Source organism: Paenibacillus sp. MER 99-2 (genome assembly GCF_023714095.1).
Classification (GTDB): domain Bacteria; phylum Bacillota; class Bacilli; order Paenibacillales; family Paenibacillaceae; genus Paenibacillus.
Genome location: NZ_JAMAUZ010000001.1, coordinates 92719 through 112724 on the forward strand (window position 1 = coordinate 92719; position 20006 = coordinate 112724).

The following is a 20006-nucleotide window of genomic DNA, read 5'->3' on the forward strand; positions in this document are numbered from 1 at the left end:
GTTTTTTGTGCTCTCTGAGGATTGTTGGGAATGATAACTCACACTGATTTTGGTTGTTAATTGTCTGATTGAATCCAGTTCTGGATCAGAAATTGCTTCTGAAAGTGACATAAGTCATAGGCGAAAAAATCCTTGTGTATCAACGTATCCAGCCATTATGCATAGACGAACTATGATTACATAACCTAATGTTGTCATCATTGTTCATGACGAAAGTACGCTTTCATTTTATTGAACAGGAGAGCATTCTCGCTTAGGATTGCAGCAGGGGCAAAATGATACCCCTTTCATTATCATAATGACTTGATCCAAGGAGGATATAACAATGAGTAATTTGGACCAAACGTCCAATTCTAAAGGTGGGCTACGGGTAGGTGTACAGCGTTTTGGCCGATTCCTGAGTGGTATGGTCATGCCGAATATGGGCGCCTTTATCGCCTGGGGATTAATTACGGCTCTGTTCATTCCAACAGGCTGGTATCCAAATGCGACGATAGAACAGCTTGTGGGACCGATAATAAACTACTTGCTCCCACTATTAATTGGTTACACAGGCGGAACAATGGTACATGGACAACGGGGTGGTGTCCTGGGTGCCATAATGACCATAGGAGTCATCGTGGGTAGCGATATTCCGATGTTCCTCGGAGCGATGATTGCCGGACCGCTGGCAGCATGGATCATCAAGAAGTTTGATAAATCCATCGAGGGTAAAATTAAAGCTGGATTTGAAATGCTGGTTAACAACTTCTCCGCAGGTATTATAGGTGGAATCTTGGGGATTGCTGCTCTCGTGGGCATCGGGCCTGCTATAGAAGCAGTTAGTAAAGTATTATCTGCCGGAGTACAGGGGTTAGTGAATCTGGGCTTGTTGCCACTGGTTAACCTGATCATTGAACCGGGTAAAGTATTGTTCCTGAACAATGCGATCAACCACGGAATTCTCACACCGATTGCAACAGATCAGGCAAGAGAATTAGGGCAATCTGTATTATACATGCTTGAATCCAACCCGGGTCCGGGACTGGGTATTCTGCTTGCTTACTGCTTCTTCGGACGGGGTATGGCTAAGTCTTCTGCACCAGGTGCGGTTGTTATTCATTTCTTCGGGGGAATACATGAAATTTACTTCCCTTACATTCTGATGAGACCGATTCTAATTCTTGCCGCAATTGGCGGCGGTGTTGCGGGTACATTAACATTTATGCTTACTGGAGCAGGATTGGTGTCAGCACCATCACCAGGTAGTATTCTCGCTTATTTCGCTCTAACACCAAAAGGCGGATATCTTCCTATGCTTGCAGGGGTGCTTGTAGCAGCGGTAGTATCCTTCCTGATTGCAGCAGTATTGCTGAAAACCGGTAAACAAAAGGACGAAGATCTGGAGGCTGCATCCAGCCGAATGAAGGATATGAAGAGTCAAGGAACTACGCCAAATGCTGCAATTACGGCTAATGGCGGTGAAGAAAACAAAGTTGCGGATCGTACTGCTTCTACAGTGAAGACAGATGTGAGAAAAATCGTCTTCTCTTGTGACGCAGGCATGGGATCAAGTGCAATGGGCGCTTCCATTCTGCGTAAGAAAATGAAGGCGGAAGGGATTGACGTTGCGGTGACCAATACCGCCATCAGTGAGATCCCGCAGGATGCAGATGTGGTTATCACACAGAAAACATTAACCGATCGTGCCCGTTCCGTTGCACCAAACGCAGAACATATATCCATTGACAACTTCCTAAAAAGCCCGGAATACGATGCGCTCGTTGAACGACTGAAATAAATCGGACGCATTCGTCTTCTCTGAGCCGGAGGCTAGAGATATGAGTATTACCAAAAGACAACGTGAAATCGTGGAGTTTCTGCTGGAGCATCCACAAGAAGTCACTGCTGGTGAGATCGCCGTTGAAGTCAAAGTTAGTACGCGAACAGTTCACCGAGAGCTTCAGATGATTGAACAGTGGCTGGAACCTTTGGGCATGAGGCTTGAAAAAAAATCAGGAACCGGTATTCGAATTGATGCCGGTTCCGGTAATCTGGCCGTATTGCGCCAGCAATTAGAGGGTAAGGAATCTATTGAGTTTACGCCGGAAGAGCGTAAGCTCTTCATGCTTTGTATTTTGCTGGATGAGTCGGAACCTGTAAAGCTGCTTGCACTAGCTTCAGATCTGAAAGTGACAGTATCAACGGTGACCAATGATCTCGATGATCTGGAGTCACGGATTCGTCAGGCTGGACTAAAGCTGGTTCGCAGACGTGGATATGGAGTCAAGATTAACGGAAATGAGACGATTCATCGTACTGCCATAGCTGCGCTTGCTCTGGAATTTCTGGATGAGTCCGATCTGTTCGGAAGACAGCCTGAACAAGGGGGCTCCATCGTAAACCAGAAGTTGCTGAATATGATTGGGCATGGTGATGTGCTTACAGTCGAAAATGCATTATGGCAACCAGATATCGAATGGCTGGAGAACATCCCGGAACGGCAATATATGAAACTGCTGATTCAATTATCCGTTGCGGTTGTACGTATTCGTAAAGGCTTTGGCATTGGTCGTCTTTCTCCACGTGAGAAAGCGAGAGATGACGTTGCGGAGCAGGATGAGATGAAGGTTCCGCCTTATATGGCATCCCGATTGTGCGGCGTACTATCTACCCAGCTAGGGCTGACGTTTTCCCAAGATGAGCAGGCTTATTTTCACAGATTATTAATTGAGACAGAGCAGAGGATACACTCTTCAAGGCTGTTGCCAATAGACGACTTGATTCTACTCGATAGGGTACATTCATTGATTGATCAGATGCAGGCGAGAACCCATTATGCCTTTCATGAGGATCGTATGCTTCGTGAAGGTCTGATTGGGCATATGGCACCTGTAATGGAACGTATTGAAGGACAACAGATGATCCGTAATCCACTACTGCAGCAGATTCGCAAGGATTATGATTCACTGTTCGAAGATGTCAAAAAATCCGTGTACCAGGCTTGGCCAGGTATAGATGTTCCCGATGAGGAAATTGGTTTTCTAGTCATGCACTTTGGAGCATCCATCGAGAGATTACGCACATTAAAACGGGAAATCAGGGCGATCATTGTCTGTACAAGCGGAATTGGTTCATCACGCATGCTGTCCAGCCGACTGACGAAGGAGTTTCCCGAGATTCGAATTATAGACAGCGTCTCCTGGTATGAAGCTACCCGGATTCCAACGGATCAATACGATCTGGTGTTATCCACTGTTGATCTGCCGATGGATGAGCATCAGTACTACAAAGTGAGTCCACTGCTTACAGCAGAAGAGAGTGAACATCTGCGTCATTTTATTAGAACAACAACGTTACAACGACAGCATAACAAGTCAAGGGAAACAGAAACCCAGACGCCAAGTCATTACTCGGATCCAGACGGAATGGAAGCCACTCTGATTGAAATCGTCCGAATCATTGGCAAGTTTCAGGTCTACCCGCTGGACAATCAAGGTGCCGGTTTCTATAAAACGGTGTATGCGATGTGCAACGTACTTCATGGATCCGGGGTGCTGAAGGAACCAGAGGAAATCGCGAAACGGTTGGAGGAACGTGAAGCAGTAGGGAGTCAGAAGATTCCGGGTACAACACTTGCGCTGTTTCATACACGCAGTGAGGGAATCTATCGTCCGTCGATCAGTCTCTTCCAGCTCACGGAGCCGCTCCTTCGTACGTCAGCTGATCCGGCAGGAGTTACCCATGTTCTCTTGATGCTGGGCCCGAGAGAATTATCCAAGGAAAGCTTGGAGGTTCTTAGTGAGATCAGCGCACTGTTATTGCAGGAAGAAATGATTACATTGCTGGAAAAGGGAGTCAGGGATGAACTCATTCATTACCTGTCCAAGGAACTCGTTGGATTCTATCGCAGTAAAACCGAAATTGGAGGTTAACCATTATGAGTATTTTAACAACAGATAAAGTCATTATGAATGCGAAGGCTCAGGATAAATACGAAGCGATTCGTATGGCAGGACAGATTTTGAAGGATGCGGGTCATATTACCGCTGATTACATCGAGAAAATGATTGAGCGTGAAGAGATTGTTTCAACTTATGTAGGAAATGGCCTTGCGATCCCGCACGGTACGAAGGAATCTAAATCATTCATTTTATCCACAGGTATCTCAGTCATTCAATATCCAGAAGGTGTGGATTTTGGCGAGGAAAAAGCTTATATGGTGATTGGTATTGCGGCTCAAGGTGGGGAACATATGGAGATCCTGACTAGCATTGCAGTAATCTGTGCTGAGGATGAAAATATGGAGGCTCTGCGTCTAGCCAAAACAGCGGAAGAAGTTATTGCTATTCTGGAAAGTGAAATGGAACTATGAAGGCCTTACACTTTGGCGCAGGTAACATAGGACGCGGATTTATCGGGTTAATACTGTCTCGTGCAGGATACGAGGTTATTTTCTCAGATGTGAATCAGGAATTGGTATCGGCTCTACAGCAACGAGGACAGTATACGGTGGAACTGGCTAACGAGAGTAAGGATCAGGAGACCGTTACGGGTGTAAACGCAATCGATGGAACCCAGTTGGAGACGGTTGCCCAAACGGTTGTGGAAGCAGATCTGATTACAACTGCAGTTGGTGTGGGTGTGCTGAAATATATTGCACCAGGCATTGCCAAGGGGCTTAAGGCGAGACTTCACTCGGATCTTGTTCAGAAACCTCTTCATATTATTGCATGTGAAAATGCAATTGGAGCCAGTACGCAACTGAAAGAGCATGTATATGCTCTGCTTGATGAGCAAGTACGCTCACTTGCGGATCAGTACATTTATTTTCCCGATTCGGCTGTAGACCGGATTGTACCTATTCAGCACCATGAAGATCCATTGCATGTACAGGTGGAGCCTTTTTATGAATGGGTGGTGGATCGTTCTCAGATGGCTCCTGCATTCAAACCGGTTGAGGGCATTGTATATGTTGATGAGCTGGAGCCGTATATCGAACGCAAGCTGTTCACTGTAAATACAGGACACTGCGTTGCTGCGTATATTGGTAACGTGCACGGGTATGACACCATTCAGAAGGCTATCGCCGATGAAAAAGTAAAATCCATTGTATATGGTGCTTTGCAGGAAACCGGAGAAGTGCTGGTGAAGCGATTTGGATTCAATCCGGAAGAGCATGAGCAGTATATTTTGAAAATATTGGGACGGTTCGTCAACCCGTATATCACGGATGAGGTTACTCGTGTTGGTCGTTCCCCGCTGCGCAAGCTGTCCCCGAATGATCGTCTGGTTCGCCCGGCTCTTCTTGCATATGCGGATGGAACGGAAACAACTTATCTGGCTATGGGCATGGCCGCAGCTTGCAAATTCGATGTTTCCGATGATCCGGAAGCTGTTGAACTGCAGGACATGATTCGTCAGAAGGGGATTGCTGCTGCACTGCAGCATTATACGTCCATGGATGAGCATCATCCGGTACTTAAACAAGCTGTTGCTCAATACCACGAAATGTAAAGTAGTGGGTCAAAGTAGCCATGATCTAACATGGTAGCATGCATCATAAAACAAGAGCCGTACAGTTAACGACTGTATGGCTCTTGTTTTAATGTAAGCTTGTTGGTATAGGCATCCAAACAGCGCTGGCATATGCATGATTTGCGGCGCTGTTCTGCTGGAATACGGTCAAATATACCTTCGGGGAAAGTAGCCCGGTTACACCAGCATTCCGAATGAGGGTGTCCAGCCGCATAGGAACAGCGATTAGCTTCTCCGCATAACGGGCAGACAAGAACATCGGTATTCTGATGATGAGTAGCATCCTGTTCTGAAGACATTTGGTTCTTTCCCTCCCTGTTAATAAACACGATCTGAAGTGAATACATACAAATTCCAGTATAACAGATATGTGTTTTACAAGCAGGGAGTGAACTTTGCACCACGGTATCTATTTTAGTATCCTATTTCACTGTTTACTCATCAGGGGGCAGTTCAATCTGCAGTCCTTCCACATGTTTACGTCCCATCAACTTACGCTTCTTCCGGTTTTCTTTGCTCTCGAATACGATGTCGAGGTCATAGTTATCTGGGTAGAGTTGGTCTGCAGCAATATGCAGTTTCAATCTCTTCTTGTGAATTTTAACCTTGCGACCACGCAGCATAATCCCGATATTGCCACGAGCATCCTCGACTTCACACACGGTTCCCGTCTGATCAAGATAACCAATATAGACTCGATCCCCTTTTTGGAATACAGTCGCTGGTACAGATGTCTCTGTTTCTTCGGCCTTCATAGACTTCATTGCCGATGTAGTCTGAGAGGCAGCATTAGTAGGCACGATCGGTTTGGCTATGTCAGCCACTGGCGGTGCATCTGTTGCTTCCGATTGAACGAATACATTTGCTTCTGTTTCACCTGATAGGGTTGGTAAATGCTCTGTTATGCATTTCTCTGTTGATGAATGGTTCTGTTGAACGCCCTGATCGGAGATAGACTTGGAACGATCAATAATGTGTTGTGCCATTCCTAGTTTGAGTGCGATGGCATAAGCATAACTCTGTCCAGCTTCTCCAATTCGCAACCGATATAAAGGCTGGAGCGTTGCCGTGTCGAATTCCATCCGAGCATTTTCAAAACCTGGTGTAGCAGCGGCAAAATGCTTGATTTCTCCAAAATGAGTGGTGGCTACAACCGTTGCTCCGCGTCGATGTAACTCTTCAAGCATCGCGATGGATAATCCGACTCCTTCCCCTGGATCTGTACCAGAAGCCATCTCGTCAATGAGTACGAGTGTTGAGGAATTAGCCTGTTCCAGAATACCGATCATGTTGCGAATATGAGCAGAGAACGTGCTAAGTGCTTGCTCCATGCTCTGACCATCTCCGATATCCACCGCAATTTCACTGTATACAGACATCGTGCCACCTTCTCCAGCAGGGACAAGCAACCCGGATTGCATCATAAGGGTAAGTAGCCCAAGTGTCTTGAGTGCAATCGTCTTCCCCCCGGTATTTGGCCCTGTAATAATGAGTGAACGATAGTTCGTGCCGATTGTAAAATCCAGTGGAACCATAGATTCGCCCATTAATGGGTGATGTGCACGTTGGATCTGAACTCTTCCTTCTGCATTAACTTGAACAACGCGTCCGTCCATCGTGACCGCATATTTTGCTTTTGCCAGTAGAAAATCTAGTATGCCCACCGTCTCGGTATTCAGAGCAATTTCACGACTGTATGACTCTGTGAGTGTGGTCAACTCGCCAAGAATCTTCATCTCTTCTCGAGATTCATCCCCCTGCAATGTAGCGAGTTCACTGTGAAGACTCATGAGTTCTACCGGCTCAATGTACACCGTTTGCCCACTCCCTGATTCGTCTAACACACTGCCTTTGACCAGCTTGCGGAATTCCTTCTTGATCGGTAGTACGGTTCTTCCATTACGTTGACTAATGACATTTTCCTGCATGATGGAGCGATGTTTGCTGAGCAGTGAATCGAGCTTACGCTTCATACGCTCTTCATTTACCATTATTTTTTTGCGGATTCTTGTAAGCTCTTTGCTCGCCAGATCTTGAATACGTCCGTTGTGGATACTACGTTCAATCTCGCTTAGCAACGATTCCATCAGCATCATAGATGCAGCATAACGGCTGACCGTTGGAGCGATCTCGGATTTACCCTCCATATACTTCAACAGCTGCGCACAGCTTCGCAGAAATTGTGCAAGATGACTGAAATCACGTTCACTGAACAAATATCCTGTGCCTAGCAGATCCATGATGGTTTCCATGCCATCCAGGGATGGAATGGGAATGCTTGCGCCGTAACGGAGCATGAGAGCGGCTTCTGCTGTTTCTTCTAGACGTGTCTGAATCCAATGGACATCATTCATCGGTTTCATATTATGCGCATGACGCTTGCCCAAATAAGATCGGGCGCAGGAGGCTACGTTTTTTTGAATTTCGAAGTAATGAAGTGTGCGTAAAGTGTTTTCGTTCATGGGGGATCTCTCCTTAATATTAAAATATGGTGTTTGGTTTATTGCAGCTGACTTATTCCTGGAAAACGCAAAAAGGGCGGAGAATGAACAAACGTCATTCTCCGCCCTAAGCTGTATGGAAAAGCAAAGTCCAATAAGGTCTATAACAAAAAAATCCACGCTGAACACAGCGCGGAAATAGACCCGGACAAGTACAATCCCGGAGGCGATTTATGATATCCGCTGTTCTTAACTAAGTACAGGGTTCTGGCACATCAGAAAATACACGTACGCCATAAGGCATAAGCGACATGAAAGGCCAAACTCCTGAATATGAAACTTGGTTAGTTAAGAACGCTCACCGACATCAAAATCTCTCCTTTGATTGAGGAATATGCAACTAATATAAACTGGAAATTACCTCAAAGTCAACCCGGAAGTTCATCGTTCAGAATAAATAAGTGGACTTGAATAAGAATGGGTTTTAAAATAACAATAGTAAATTAACCCAATGTAAGCGATATTATGGAATAGAACGTTTTTTGAAAGAAGGTGCTCTTTTTTGCCAAAATACTTGCTGCGTCTGCTATGCTTCACCATGATCCTTGGAGCGCTTCCAGTCATCGTTATTGGTTCCGTCTCGTATACGATAGCTTCACAGGATATTGAACAAAAGGTGCGCGAGAGCAATCTGCAGATTTTACATCAGACTCAGATGAGGGTGGAGCAGGTGCTGCGCAGTTTGCAATTATCATCTATTCAATACGTAAATTCGCCTTTGGTTTTACAAGCGATGAAACAACCACTCGATAGCAGCGAATTTCAGCAAATCCGTGATCTGACGTCTGGGTTTAATAATTTGCAGGCGGTGACTAATATTGATCAGGCTTATTTAGTCAATCTAGATGAGGACTGGGTTGTTTCGATGCGTTCATTTGGCAAACTAGATGATTTTAGTATCCGGGATCGAATCGGCTCGTATCTGAAGTATACCAACAGTTTATTCTGGGTAACGCAGAATGTAAACTCAGCAAAAGAGAGCGTACCTGTATCGGCAGGCGTGGGCGATTCCACACAGGAGATCGTTCCCACACTCATTTCTTCAGACAATGTGGTGAGTATGGTATTCAAGATTCCCATGATGCCGACGAATGTCAAACCGAAAGGATTTCTAGTGATTGATATTTCTGATACAGAGCTTAGCTCTTATTTGAGTCGTAATACCAATTCCGGAGATATGTATGTCCTTGATCGGGATCAGAAGTTTTTCCTGAACGATATGGAACAGAATGGGAAGTACACTGCACTGAACGAGGAAATTCAAGAGAAAGTGCAAGTAACAGGGGAATCGGAAGGTTTCTTTAATGCGGAGGTAGAGGGGAATCAGGTGGCTGTTAGTTATCGGCAGTCACAGCTTAACGGATGGTTGTATGTGTCTGTTGTATCGCTTGGGCAGATTACTGCTCAATCTCAGAAAATTGCTCTGGTAACGGGAGTAGCCACACTTGTGATGTTAGGATTAACCGGATTAGTTGCATTCTACGGTAGCCGCCGGATGTATTCACCTATTTCAAGGCTGCTTCAATTCACGAAAGGTCTGGACTCACCTGTGGATTCGAAAGGTCGAAGACAGGATGAATTCAGTTATATCGAAGAGCGATTGTCAACCTTGTTCAGTTCTGAGCAGACCATGCGAGAGCAAATGAAAGGACAACACGTTCATTTACAAGAGTTTTTTATGACTAAACTATTAACAGGGAAAATATCGGAGGAGGACTTTAGATATCAGGGGGATCTGTATGATTTTCCAACTAATTGGTCTAGCCTTGGTGTACTTACACTTCAGATGGATACCATTGAGGGGACGCGGTATGAAGAGCAGGATCGGGATCTGTTGCTTTTCGCGGTAAATAACATTGTTGGAGAATGGCTTCCTCCGGAAATTCGGTTCACACCTGTCATGATTGATGATGCTCAGGTTACCGTTCTGGCTTCTGAATTGCATGATGAACTGCAACTGAAAGAATGGATGCACACGCAAGCCGAAGGCATACGGGAGCGTGTGGTGACTTATCTGAATCTGCCCGTAAGTATTGGGATCAGCCGATCTTATCGTGCCATAGGTGATACGCCGCAGGCTTATCAGGAGAGCCGGGAAGCACTACAAGGGCGAGTGAGCCTGGGTAGTCGTATTATTTTGCATTATGAGGATATCCAGCCACGAGGTCAGACGGAAGCCGCTTTATACACACAGTTAAGGATGATCGAGGATCAATTGGCTTCTGCGCTGAAGCAGGGGGATGAGGAAAAAGTGGATGCCTACTTCACACAGTACCTGGGATTGCTCGCAGATAAGAAACTGCATTTCAGTGAGTATCCAGCCATTATGGTGCAATTGTTGTCCCGTGTATATCAATTAGTACAGGAACAGGGTGGAGATGTAGCGGAAGTGTTGGGGGAGAAAGCCTCGATGGCTCGGTTGTTGAAGCTGTCCACACTGGATGAGATGACGAATTGGTTCCGCAAACGTTTATTCCAACCAGTCATCCATTTCTGGCGGGAGCAGGAAGAATCCCAATACATGAACATCGCTCGTCGAATGATTCGATTAATCGAAGAACGTTATGATCGTGAGCTGTCACTAGAGGCCTGTGCGGAGGAGTTGAATTTTCATCCTGTTTATTTGAGTCGTGTGTTCAAGAAAGAAGCAGGGGTGAATTTCACAGAATATTTAGCTGAATATCGTATGGAAAAAGCCAAGACCTGGCTGCAGACGACGGATCTGAAAATATCAGAGATCGCAGAGAAATTAAACTACACGAATCCAACAGCTTTTATACGCACATTTCGTAAAATTACCGGCACAACCCCGGGGAAATATCGGGAGCAACAACGATAGAAATAGACCTGCTTCGCCTGCTATGGCGGGCAGGTTTTTTTGAGGTAATGTGATGCGAATGATCTCAACGCTAACTTTTCCTATGGACAAGATGAATCAGAGGATCGCAGGCTTTTGTAGAGGATTGTCCTCGTCTATTCGCAGGAGTTAAGACAGAGATATTGAGGTTAAAAGCGGTTCATTGATAGTTGAAATCCAATTACACAAAAGCTGAAAACCCTTGCTGCATAAGGAAAAACAAGAAGCTAAAATGAGACGATAGCCAGTGATGTGTTTATCCTCCACAATGAAGACATGAATTCAGGAAGTGATATTTTGTAATCGTTTCCAATGTGGGGAGGAAGACACTATGAAAGCCGAAACGGCGGCTCAGACACGGCCCGCTACCCGCAGTGACAAAAACCTGCTGTGGAGGGACATCATCAAAAACCGGTGGCTCTATATTATGTTAATACCCGGTGTGCTTTACTTTATTATCTTCAAATACATACCTATGTATGGCATTACGATGGCTTTTCAGGATTACACGCCTTACAAAGGTATCCTCGGCAGTGAGTGGGTTGGATTTAAGCATTTTTCACGTTTCTTCGGGGAACCGCAGTTCTGGACTTTATTCCGAAATACGTTCTTGCTTGCCATCTATAACATGGTGTTTTTCTTCCCACTGCCAATTGTACTGGCACTGATGTTGAATGAAGTTCGACGTGAACGTTTCAAGCGATTCGTACAAACACTTGTCTATGTACCACACTTTGTATCATGGGTTGTTGTTGTTGGTGTATTCTACATGCTGTTCACCACCGAAGGCGGTGCCATTAATGAATTGCTCTACAACCTGACGGGACAAAAAGTTGCCTTCTTACTTGAGCCAGGCTGGTTCCGTACGATGATTGTTGGACAATCCATTTGGAAAGAAGTCGGTTGGGGTACAATCATTTTCCTTGCTGCCCTCTCTGGTGTAGATACACAGCTCTATGAAGCGGCAAGAATCGATGGCGCCAACCGCTGGCGTCAGACGTGGCACATTACGCTGCCTGCTATTCGTAGTACCATTGTCATTCTGCTCATTCTGCGTCTGGGCAACTTCCTGGATACAGGCTTTGAACAAATCTTCCTGATGCTGACTCCGACAAACCGCGATGTGGGCGAGGTGTTTGACACCTACGTATACACCAAAGGTCTGACACAAGCACAGTACAGCTACAGTGCTGCCGTAGGATTGTTCAAGTCGGTCGTCGGTCTGGCGCTTGTATTAGGTGCCAATAAGTTGGCCAAAAAATTCGGGGAGGAAGGCGTCTACTGACATAATGAGCAGGCGCTCTTCACCAGACAGGAGTGAACATTAAGATGCAACAGGATAAAACGTGGGGCAACCGGATTTTTGACTTTCTCAATCATGGCTTGCTGTTGTTAATCGGAATTGTGACCGTCATCCCATTTATTTATATTTTGGCGGTCTCCTTTACTAGCCCGAGTGAAGTAGCTAAGGGAGGATTCATCCTTTTTCCTAAAGAATTCTCACTTGCTGCATATCGCTATATTTTCTCCACAGATACCTTAATTCGCAGTTTGGGTGTATCCATCTACATTACCGTTGTTGGAACACTGATTAACTTGTTATTTACATCACTTATGGCATATCCGCTCTCAAGAAGATACTTGCGTGGACGTCAACCGATTTTGCTAGGTGTACTGTTCACCATGTTATTTAGCGGAGGCATGATTCCGACCTACTTCGTCGTGAAATCACTGCATCTTACAGACACGTTATGGTCGCTCATGCTGCCTACGGCTATTAGTGCGTTTAACCTGATCGTGCTTAAAAACTTCTTCCAGGCCATCCCAGATGAACTGGAGGATGCGGCCAAAATCGATGGATGTAACGACGTCGGCGTATTATTCCGAATCGTATTGCCTTTATCCATGCCGGCGATGGCAACGTTCTCCTTGTTTTATGCCGTAGCTCATTGGAACAGTTTCTTCAGCGCAGTTATTTATATTAACGATAGTCAGAAATGGCCAGTACAGGTTTGGCTACGTGAGATTGTCATTCTGGCACAGAGCCGGATTGGGGATACAAGCATCGAGGAAACGGAGATTCAACCACTCACCATTCGTATGGCGGTTATCGTGTTCTCGACCATTCCAATTATGCTCGTCTATCCGTTCCTGCAAAAACACTTTGCTAAAGGGGTGATGCTAGGTTCGGTGAAAGGTTGAGTTGGCACATGTTAAGAAATCGGAACTTTAAAACAGTTAAAGCTGCATAAAAAGGGGAGGTTTCATTCAATGAAAGCAACAAAAAAGAAAGCCGTAGCCGTTCTGAGCACACTTGCACTGGTTACAGGATTGCTGGCGGGATGCGGATCAGATGAGGGGCAGGCTGCCGAAGGCGGCGTGCAAAATGTATCCATTGCGATCGCACAAGTAGGGGATGTTCCTAGCAAGGACAATGAGGTTCAGAAAAAGATCGAAGCGTACACCAATACGAAACTGGACGTCCAGTGGATTCCGGCTTCAGCATATAACGACAAAATTAATGTCATGATCGCTTCCAGCGATATGCCCAAAATTGTGAAAGTCCAATATAACCCAACGGTAACGAGTGCGATGCGTAATGATGTGTTCTGGGAAATTGGGCCGTTACTGAAAGATTATAAAAATCTGTCTGCACAGAATGAGCGCTTTTTTGACAACATCAAGGTTGAAGGGAAAATATACGGCGTACCTGTATTCTCCGATATTGCCCGGGCAACCGTCATTTACCGTAAAGATTGGTTTGAGAAGCTGAATCTCACAGTACCAACAACACCAGATGAATGGTACGAGACAATCAAAACGTTGTCCACTTCTGATCCAGATGGAGATGGTCAGGATAATACATTTGGTCTGATGTTGTTCAAGCGTTACAACGAGGATCAATATTCCTTCACAACTCGTCTTGGTGTAAGCTTTGGCGCGCCAAATAAGTGGAAAGTGGAGGACGATGGAAGCTTTACTCCGGAATTTATGACGCCTGAATATAAACAAGTTATGGATCTTCTGAAGCGTTTGTATGATGAGAAGTTGCTTAACCAAGATTTCGCAGTATTCGATTCCACAGAAGCTGAGAAGAAATACGATTCAGGTTTAGTAGGTATGCGTGTAGGTGTTGCACAGAATGGTAAAAGTCAGCAGGAGCGTTTATCCAAAAACGACCCTGACGGTGTAGTAGATATCGCTGGATTGTTAGGAGCGAATGGAGATCGTGTCGCAGGACAGACGGGTAACTCGGGTATTCTGGCATTCCCTAAATCCACGGTAAAATCGGAAGAAGAGCTGAAGAATTTGTTAGCATTCATCGATAAGCTGATGGATCCTGAAATGGCTACACTCTTGATGCGTGGTATCGAAGATAAACATTACACCAAGCTTGGCGAAGATCAGGTTGAGATGAGCGACTTCGACGCTTTCCAACGTGAAGTGAAGCCGTATCGTGATAATTTCCCTTATGTTGAGGGCTACAATGTACCGAAACTGAAAGATACCGAGCTGGGTGAAAAAGGAACTGAACTTGCGAAAGAGCTTGCGGAGCACGCTGTTCCTAACCCTGCACTTACGTTGTATTCCCCTACGTATGGTGACCGTGGCGCGGATCTCGACCAGATGATCGCAGATGCGCAGACCAAATACATTATGGGCAAAATCGATGAAGCAGGCTGGCAGAAGGAAATTGAGAATTGGGCGAATGCAGGCGGAAACAAAATCCGTGAAGAATACGCGGAGGATTACAAAAAGCAAGCTCAATAATGAGCTGGAAACGGAGGAACACCATGAAGGAAACGTTACAATTTACGCCAGTACGTATGGCTGAACAGTTCATGGAAAGTTATCGTAGCCATGACTTGTACTCCACCTGGCACTATGAGAATGGTTGTATATTGAAAGCCTTAGAAGAGCTGCATACCCATACGGGAGAACAAAAGTATTTCGACTATATCCAGGAACTGATGGATCATTTTGTGCAGGAAGATGGTACGATTCGAAACTACAATGTTGAGGAATATAATCTGGATCAGATTAATCAAGGAAAATCGTTATTTCTACTCTTGGACAAAACGGGAAAGGAGAAGTATCGTCAAGCGGCAGATCTGCTCATGGTACAGCTGAAAGGCCAGCCGCGTACAAGCGAAGGTGGGTTCTGGCACAAAAAGATATACCCTTTTCAAATGTGGCTAGACGGGTTGTACATGGCGACCCCTTACCTGACGCAATATGGTGCCGTCACAGGTCAAGACAAGTGGTTCGACAAGGCAGCACTACAGCTGCTGTTGGTAGAACAGCGCACGCGTGATCCGCGGAGTGGTCTGTTATACCATGCTTGGGATGAGAGTAAGGAGCAACGCTGGAGCTCGGGGGAGACAGGTTGTTCTCCCCATGTCTGGAGCAGAGCTGTCGGCTGGTATGTCATGGCTGTGGCAGACACATTGGATTACCTGCCAGTTGATCATGAACAGCGTGGACAGATTGTAGGTATCTTTGAACGACTGGCTAATGCGCTTGTACATGTTCAGGATCAACAGACTGGATTATGGCCGCATCTTCTGGATCAACCAGGCCGTGAGCGTAATTACTTGGAAGCATCGGGGAGTTCAATGTTTGTGTATGCCTTAGCTAAAGGTGTACGCAAAGGTTATCTGAGTGGTAAATTCAAGGCGATTGCGGAAAAGGGATATCAGGGTCTGTTACAGCATTTGCTGCAGACAGATCGAGAAGGCGTGCTCTCCTTAACGCAATGTAATGGTGGAGCTGGTCTTGGCGGAAGTCCTTATCGTGACGGTTCATATGAGTACTATGTAACAGAATCCATTCGCATTAATGATCCGAAATCGGTCGCTCCGTTTATTCTTGCAGGAGTGGAGATGGAACTAGCTACGCGCTAGGTCGTTTCTGAAAACTCGCTGAAGTGCATCTTTTACCGCCTTTTCGCCCCCTGCTGCGTTACTTTCCCTTGACGTGCCCCGGCACGCCTGCGGAAAACTTCCTGGCCTGGAACGAAAATTCGGCAAAATCTGCGTCCTTCGGAGTTTTCAGACACTCCCGTTCTTTTCTTCAGAACATTTATGATAGCGCATTCATTTTATTGGTTTTGCTTCAATCCATCATATGGCTCCTATCACCCGTGAGCATCTTCTAGTTAATGGAGGCATGTCATAATTAGGTTATCCAAAAGGAGAGATGGTTCATGAGCCCAAAAGTACGGATGTCTCGTTTAAGCGGATTGGTTGTCATCGGTGCAATGTCCGCAGGACTGCTCGCAGGATGTGGGGGAGAGAAATCACCTGCTGCGACAGGGGATGGCAAGTTTCCCATTTCCATCTCTTTGATGCAGGTAGGCGATGTACCTGCGAAGGAGAACGGGATTGAGCAAAAGATTGAGGAATATACGGGTACCGATGTGAATGTGCAATGGATTCCGCAGTCTGCTTTTGATGATAAAGTGAATGTCATGGTTGCTTCAGGCGAGATGCCCACCATTATGCGGGTGAACTATGTACCGACAACGTTTAATGCAGCCAAAACAGGGTTGTTCTGGGAACTTGGCCCTTACCTGAAGGATTACAAAAACCTGTCTGCCCAATCCGAGGCGTATTTTGAGAATATCAAAATAGAAGGCAAAATCTACGGTATCCCCAATTTCCGCGACATCGGCCGTACCGCGATTGTGTATCGTAAGGACTGGTTCGACAAGTTGAACTTGGAAATACCCAAAACATTGGATGACTGGTACAACGTGATGCATTCCATGCGCAAGGATGATCCTGATGGAAATGGCAAAGAGGACACCTATGGTGCGTTACTGTTCAAACGGTACAATGAAGGCGTATCTTCCCCACTTACACGTATTGCAGTGAGCATTGGGGGCGTAAATAAATGGGGCGTGGATGACTCGGGCAAATTGACACCAGAATTCCTGACTCCGGAATATGTGGACACGATGAAGCTGTTCAAGAAGCTGTTTAGCGAGGGACTCATTAACAGTGATTTCCCAGCGCTTGATCCATCCGATGCGGACAAAAAGATGGATTCTGGGCTCATCGGTATGAAGCTGAACGGGGTAGCCCAGAACGGCAAGTCATCCCAGCAACGTCTTACACCTAATGCACCGGATGGAGAGATCGATGTAGCTCCATTCCAAGGATTAGATGGTATTCGCATCGCTGGGGAGCCAGGAAACTATGGTATGCTCGTTATTCCGAAAGCAGCCGTACCTGATGAAGAGCAATTGAAGAAGGTGCTCACTTTCCTTGATCAGCTCATGGATGAAGAGCTTAGTACGTTACAATTGCGCGGTTTGAAGGATGTACACTATACCGAGACTGCTGATGGTAAAACGGAGCTGAAGGATTTTGATGCATATCAACGGGAAGTGAAGCCTTACCGTGATAATCTGCTAAGTGTTGAAGGCTACAATGTAGCAGAACTGGTAGACGTACCAATTGGTATGAAAGGTACGAAGATGGCACGTGAGAATGAGCAATATGCGATTCCGAACCCTGCACTGACTCTCTCATCAGCGATCTATACGGAGAGAGGTCAAGAGTTAGATCAGATGATCTGGGATGCTCAGACCAAGTACATCATGGGCAAACTAGATGATGCGGGTTGGGAGCAGGAAGTGGCAAACTGGAAAAAGTCCGGTGGTGACCAACTGATCTCCGAGTTTGAGGCATCGTATAAAGAATTGAACGGTAAGTGAATTAATTTCATAATACCTTTAGCTGCTTCAGTCAAGGCTAGATATAGATCAAAACGATTCATTTTATCTATATCTAGTATCATAAATTCATGTTTAGTGAGTTATGAAATTGATTCAAGTAGTTTATGAAATGGTGGCGTATCACTCTTACGCTTATCATCTACATTTTAAAGTAAGGGTTGCGAATCTTCGGGTTCGTAACCTTTTTTATGTTTTCTATTATGAATGGACTGTGGAAGGGGTATAAGAGTAGAGGAGCACTTATAGCCTAATCAACTTGATGTCCACAGAGAGGAGTACACAGTCATGATTGAGCAACAAGAACACGAGGATCAACGGTTTGATGAGAATGTAAATGATACATATGAGGGAGACGATCTAGGCGTTACGGTGCAACCAGGGTCATGTTGCTTCAAAGTATGGACACCGAAGGCTGCTGAGGTTCATCTGCTGTTATATCCCCCATCTACAGATGGGAGTCCTGAAGAATATTCCGAGCGCTCGGGACAATCCAAACCAAATGAAATTCCCATGCATAAACAAGCTCAAGGCATCTGGCACGCCGAGATCAGTGGAGATTGGTATGGTTACCGTTATATGATTCAGGTTACCTTTGGTGACGGACGACGCGAGATTGCCGTAGATCCTTATGCCAGGGCTGTCACCATGAATGGAGAAATGGGGGTGATCGTCAGAATGAAGCATACAGACCCCAAGGGATGGAAAGATGATGTTCGGCCAGAACTTGCGAGCCCGGTGGATGCGGTGCTGTATGAGCTACATGTACGAGATTTCTCAATCCACCCTTCATCTGGAATGAAATATAGAGGTAAATATCTAGCTTTTACCGAGACGGGTTTACTTGATCAGGAAGGTAATTCCATCGGTATTGATCACTTGGCTGAGCTTGGCATTACGCATGTGCATCTGCTCCCCGTATTTGATTTTGCTACAGTAGATGAAGCTCAGGTGGATACGTGCAATTCGGATCGATCTAATTATAATTGGGGATATGATCCTCTCCACTACAATGTGCCAGAAGGCTCTTATGCAACACGCGCGGATGAACCAGAGGCACGAATTCGAGAGTTCAAATCGATGGTGATGGCTCTTCATCAAAAGGGGATCGGCGTCATTATGGATGTGGTCTATAACCATACCTTTGACACTGCGAGAAGTTCGTTTGAGAAGCTGTATCCAGGATACTACTACCGTCAATTGCAGGATGGTACGTACAGTAATGGATCGGGAACAGGCAATGAAGTCGCGACAGAGCGTCATATGGTGCGTAAATTCATTATGGATTCTGTGCGATACTGGGCAGAGGAATACCATGTGGACGGATTTCGGTTTGACCTGATGGGGCTCATTGATACAGCAACGATGAAAAGTCTGGCAGCAGACCTACATGAGAAGGTTTCACCATCCATCCTGTTATATGGAGAACCTTGGAGTGCACTTGAATCGCCTCTCGGAGACGATATGACGCTTAAGGGCGACCAACGTGATTCTGGATTTGCTGTCTTTAATGATAACTTTCGCGGAGCTATCAAGGGGGATAGTGATGGTGCCGGAACAGGGTTTGCAACCGGTGCAGAAGCAGCGGAGGAGAACGTGTGGGTTGGAGTGAGGGGAGCTATTACCGATTTTACCGCAGCTCCTACAGAGACAATTAATTATGTTACCGCGCATGACAATCTTAATTTGTGGGACAAGGTTGCTTATACGCAAGGACTGGAGGATACACTCCGTTTTATCAGCTATGATGAGGATGGCAGTGTCAAAGGATGCGACAATGTACAGCAAGCGGTACAACAAGCAAGCCCGTATAAGCAGATCGAAGCTGGACATGTTCTAGAGAATGAAATGGTACGGCGATGTCTGCTTGCCAATGGCATTGTATTGACCTCTCAAGGTGTACCCTTTCTGGCGGCTGGTGATGAATTGCTGCGTACCAAGTTTGGTGACGCTAATAGCCACGAGAGCGGGGATGTAGTTAACGCTATCCGTTGGGAATACAAAAAGCAGTTCAAGCCGGTATTTGATTACTATCAAGGTTTGATTCGTCTGCGGCGCGAACATCCCGTTTTTCGGCTTCGTACCCGAGAGGAGATTGAGCAGAATATACGATTGCTTGAACAAGGAAACGGTGTCTTGGCATATGAGCTGCTCGGCACAGCATCAGGCGATTCGTGGAGGAGAGTCATCGTTGCCTATAACGCTGCCAAACAAACGCGAACATTGTCCATTCCCTCAGCAGAGTGGCATGTGGTCGTGGAGCAAGGACGAGCAGGTACGGATACGATTCGTACAATGATGGGCGGAGAACTCAGCGTTCCGGCAATCTCAATGACAGTCATGTATTGCTCATAATCTTAACCTCTAACAAAATTGGTATAGAATTGATCTG

The 20006-nt window shown here is 45.8% G+C and carries 13 protein-coding genes; 11 read left to right on the forward strand and 2 right to left on the reverse strand.

Features of this window, described 5'->3' with window-relative positions; translation table 11 throughout:
* Positions 1 to 325: 325 nt before the first annotated feature.
* From M3636_RS00445 to M3636_RS00460, 4 genes are read left to right on the forward strand one after another with little or no spacing between them, the layout of a single operon-like run.
* Positions 326 to 1780, forward strand: coding sequence for a PTS mannitol transporter subunit IIBC (locus tag M3636_RS00445; protein WP_251380929.1), 1455 nt, complete (start codon positions 326 to 328; stop codon positions 1778 to 1780).
* 40 nt (positions 1781 to 1820) lie between these two features.
* A complete protein-coding gene (locus M3636_RS00450; protein WP_251380930.1) occupies positions 1821 to 3914 on the forward strand; it encodes a BglG family transcription antiterminator in 2094 nt (697 codons plus the stop codon).
* Between the two features lie 5 nt (positions 3915 to 3919).
* Positions 3920 to 4354, forward strand: a complete 435-nt coding sequence (locus M3636_RS00455) for a PTS mannitol transporter subunit IIA (RefSeq protein WP_128103227.1) — start codon at positions 3920 to 3922, stop codon at positions 4352 to 4354.
* Positions 4351 to 5496: a mannitol-1-phosphate 5-dehydrogenase gene (locus tag M3636_RS00460; protein WP_251380931.1), complete on the forward strand. Its 1146-nt coding sequence runs from the start codon at positions 4351 to 4353 to the stop codon at positions 5494 to 5496. The genes M3636_RS00455 and M3636_RS00460 overlap by 4 nt, the downstream gene beginning before the upstream one ends.
* 65 nt (positions 5497 to 5561) lie before the next feature.
* Here the strand turns inward: M3636_RS00460 and M3636_RS00465 are convergent, their stop codons facing one another.
* Both M3636_RS00465 and M3636_RS00470 read right to left on the reverse strand, forming a co-directional pair.
* Positions 5562 to 5816 carry a cysteine-rich CWC family protein gene (locus M3636_RS00465; RefSeq protein WP_128103225.1) on the reverse strand — a complete coding sequence of 85 codons (255 nt, stop codon included), beginning with the start codon at positions 5814 to 5816 and terminating at the stop codon, positions 5562 to 5564.
* Positions 5817 to 5951: 135 nt separating this feature from the next.
* Positions 5952 to 7979 (reverse strand): endonuclease MutS2, encoded by a 2028-nt coding sequence (locus M3636_RS00470; RefSeq protein ID WP_251380932.1) that lies wholly within the window; start codon positions 7977 to 7979, stop codon positions 5952 to 5954.
* 541 nt (positions 7980 to 8520) lie between these two features.
* Here M3636_RS00470 and M3636_RS00475 point away from each other — a divergent pair.
* From M3636_RS00475 to pulA, 7 genes are all read left to right on the forward strand, one after another.
* The gene (locus M3636_RS00475; RefSeq protein ID WP_251380933.1) at positions 8521 to 10857 is read left to right on the forward strand and encodes a helix-turn-helix domain-containing protein; all 2337 of its coding nucleotides are present in this window, start codon (positions 8521 to 8523) and stop codon (positions 10855 to 10857) included.
* A gap of 349 nt (positions 10858 to 11206) precedes the next feature.
* Positions 11207 to 12160 carry an ABC transporter permease gene (locus M3636_RS00480; protein ID WP_056701329.1) on the forward strand — a complete coding sequence of 318 codons (954 nt, stop codon included), beginning with the start codon at positions 11207 to 11209 and terminating at the stop codon, positions 12158 to 12160.
* Positions 12161 to 12204: 44 nt separating this feature from the next.
* A complete protein-coding gene (locus tag M3636_RS00485; RefSeq protein ID WP_128103222.1) occupies positions 12205 to 13077 on the forward strand; it encodes a carbohydrate ABC transporter permease in 873 nt (290 codons plus the stop codon).
* Between the two features lie 69 nt (positions 13078 to 13146).
* The gene (locus M3636_RS00490; protein ID WP_128103221.1) at positions 13147 to 14646 is read left to right on the forward strand and encodes an extracellular solute-binding protein; all 1500 of its coding nucleotides are present in this window, start codon (positions 13147 to 13149) and stop codon (positions 14644 to 14646) included.
* Between the two features lie 23 nt (positions 14647 to 14669).
* Positions 14670 to 15779, forward strand: a complete 1110-nt coding sequence (locus M3636_RS00495; RefSeq protein WP_251380934.1) for a glycoside hydrolase family 88/105 protein — start codon at positions 14670 to 14672, stop codon at positions 15777 to 15779.
* Between the two features lie 302 nt (positions 15780 to 16081).
* Complete coding sequence (locus M3636_RS00500; RefSeq protein ID WP_251380935.1) at positions 16082 to 17596, forward strand: extracellular solute-binding protein; 1515 nt, start codon at positions 16082 to 16084, stop codon at positions 17594 to 17596.
* A gap of 306 nt (positions 17597 to 17902) precedes the next feature.
* Positions 17903 to 19969 carry a type I pullulanase gene (gene pulA, locus M3636_RS00505; RefSeq protein WP_251380936.1) on the forward strand — a complete coding sequence of 689 codons (2067 nt, stop codon included), beginning with the start codon at positions 17903 to 17905 and terminating at the stop codon, positions 19967 to 19969.
* Positions 19970 to 20006 lie beyond the last annotated feature (37 nt).

Coding starts and splice junctions, on each gene's coding strand:
- M3636_RS00445 (WP_251380929.1), top strand. CDS start 326: ATGAGTAATTTGGACCAAACGTCCAATTCTAAAGGTGGGCTACGGGTA.
- M3636_RS00450 (WP_251380930.1), top strand. CDS start 1,821: ATGAGTATTACCAAAAGACAACGTGAAATCGTGGAGTTTCTGCTGGAG.
- M3636_RS00455 (WP_128103227.1), top strand. CDS start 3,920: ATGAGTATTTTAACAACAGATAAAGTCATTATGAATGCGAAGGCTCAG.
- M3636_RS00460 (WP_251380931.1), top strand. CDS start 4,351: ATGAAGGCCTTACACTTTGGCGCAGGTAACATAGGACGCGGATTTATC.
- M3636_RS00465 (WP_128103225.1), bottom strand. CDS start 5,816: ATGTCTTCAGAACAGGATGCTACTCATCATCAGAATACCGATGTTCTT.
- M3636_RS00470 (WP_251380932.1), bottom strand. CDS start 7,979: ATGAACGAAAACACTTTACGCACACTTCATTACTTCGAAATTCAAAAA.
- M3636_RS00480 (WP_056701329.1), top strand. CDS start 11,207: ATGAAAGCCGAAACGGCGGCTCAGACACGGCCCGCTACCCGCAGTGAC.
- M3636_RS00485 (WP_128103222.1), top strand. CDS start 12,205: ATGCAACAGGATAAAACGTGGGGCAACCGGATTTTTGACTTTCTCAAT.
- M3636_RS00490 (WP_128103221.1), top strand. CDS start 13,147: ATGAAAGCAACAAAAAAGAAAGCCGTAGCCGTTCTGAGCACACTTGCA.
- M3636_RS00495 (WP_251380934.1), top strand. CDS start 14,670: ATGAAGGAAACGTTACAATTTACGCCAGTACGTATGGCTGAACAGTTC.
- M3636_RS00500 (WP_251380935.1), top strand. CDS start 16,082: ATGAGCCCAAAAGTACGGATGTCTCGTTTAAGCGGATTGGTTGTCATC.
- pulA (WP_251380936.1), top strand. CDS start 17,903: ATGATTGAGCAACAAGAACACGAGGATCAACGGTTTGATGAGAATGTA.